This window comes from Nonomuraea sp. NPDC050153 (assembly GCF_044460125.1).
GTDB lineage: Bacteria > Actinomycetota > Actinomycetes > Streptosporangiales > Streptosporangiaceae > Nonomuraea.
On record NZ_JBITJQ010000091.1, the window covers coordinates 1 to 1895 of the forward strand.

Genomic DNA, 1895 nt, shown 5'->3' on the forward strand with positions numbered 1-1895 from the left:
GATCCTGCTGGTTAACTCGCGACTCGCGGCTGTAGGTTCGTGACCTGAGTCTTTGACGTCCGGGATCATGCAGTGCGCGGCCGGCTTCCCCCTGCTCCCGGTCGTGGATGGAGTGGTCTGTGTCGATGCAGCCCCGGTCCTGGCCGGAACCGGACCCGATGATCGCGGCAGCGATCCGGTCGATGTATCGCGGCAAGCGGCAGCCGCCACTTCCCGTCCGGGTGCGGGATGAGCTGGGCGAGTTGTTCGCCGACGAGGAGTTCGCCGCAGCGTTTGGGACCGAGGGCAAGCCAGGCTGGTCACCGGGCCGGCTGGCGTTGATCACGGTGTTGCAGCGGGTGGACAACCTCACCGACCGGCAGGCAGCCGACGCCGTGCGAGCGGACTTGAGCTGGAAGTACGCGCTCGGGCTGGCGTTGGATGATCCCGGTTTCGACGCCAGTGTGCTGAGTGAGTTCCGGACTCGGGTCATCGCCCACGGCCTGGAGGAGAAGGCGCTGGACCTGCTGCTGGCCAAGCTGGTGGAGAAAGGCCTGATCGGGGCGGGTGGCAGGATGCGTACCGACTCCACCCACGTGATCAGCGCGGTCCGGGATCTGAACCGGCTGGAGTTGGCCGGGGAATGTGTGCGCGCGGCGTTGGAGGAGATCTCGGTCGCCGACCCCGGCTGGACGAGCCGGGTCCTGGAGCTGCCTGGATGGGCTGAGCGCTACCGCGCCCGCGTCGACTCCTGGCGGCTGCCGGCCGCGGAGACCAAACGCGCCGAGCTGGCGCGTGCCTACGGCGCGGACGGCTATGCGCTGGTGGAGGCGGTGTATGCATCGTTCTCCCCGGCCTGGTTACGGAATCTGCCCGCGGTGCAGGCGCTGCGGGTCATGTTGATCCAGAACTATGTGCGTGTCACCGATCGGAAGGGGCGGGAGGTGGTCCAGCGGCGGCGGCCCCTCGAAGACGGCGGAGAGGGACTGCCGCCGGGCAGAGTGCGGCTGACCTCCCCCTACGATGTCGACGCCCGGTGGGCGGCCAAGGGTGACGACATGTTCTGGAACGGATACAAGCTGCACATCAGCGAGACCTGCCACACCCCCGCTGACACGAACGGCATGAACGGTGACACGAGCGGCACGAACATGGTGCCGCCCAACCTGATCACGAACATCGCCACCACGGACGCGACCGTGCCCGACAACCAGATGACCGGGAAGATCCATCAGATGCTCGCGGCACGTGGGCTGCTGCCCGGCGAGCACTATCTCGATTCCGGTTATCCGTCCGCGGAACTCCTCGTCGATGCCCGCACGAGGTTCGGAATCGCGCTCATCACCCCGGTCCTTCTTGATCACTCATCGCAGGCCCGCGCCGCCGTCGGCTACGACCGTTCGGCGTTCACCATCGACTGGGACGCCGAGCAGGTCATCTGCCCGCAAGGGCGGGCGAGTTCCTCGTGGAGCCGGTGCACCCAACGCGACACCGAGGCGATCGTGGTCAAGTTCAGCGGCGAGATCTGCCGGCCGTGTCCGGTTCGCTCCTTGTGCACCTCGGCCAAGAAGGGCGGACGCCAGCTCACCATCCGCTCCCGTCCACTTCAAGAAGCCCTTGACCAGGCCCGCGTGGATCAGACCAGCAGGGACTGGCAGGACAAGTACAAGCTCCGCGCCGGAGTCGAGGGCACCATGCGCCAGGCCGTCGCGGTCACCGGAGTCCGCCGAGCCCGCTACCGAGGACTGGCGAAAGTCCACCTCGAACACGTCTTCTCCGCCGTGGCGCTCAACCTCATCCGCCTGGACGCCTGGTGGAACGGGAACCCGCTCGACCGGACCCGCACCAGCCACCTTGCCCGCCTCGAACTGGCAGAACTCGCTCTCGCGGCCTGAGACGAGTTAACCAGCAGGGTC

The 1895-nt window shown here is 67.3% G+C and carries 1 protein-coding gene; it reads left to right on the forward strand.

Annotated features, from left to right (window positions below):
* Window positions 1-125: 125 nt before the first annotated feature.
* Window positions 126-1874, forward strand: a complete 1749-nt coding sequence (locus ACIBQ1_RS61805; RefSeq protein ID WP_397292879.1) for an IS1182 family transposase — start codon at window positions 126-128, stop codon at window positions 1872-1874.
* Window positions 1875-1895: the final 21 nt, after the last annotated feature.

Excerpts from the sequence above, each read along its gene's own strand:
- ACIBQ1_RS61805 (WP_397292879.1), top strand. The coding sequence starts at position 126 with ATGCAGCCCCGGTCCTGGCCGGAACCGGACCCGATGATCGCGGCAGCG.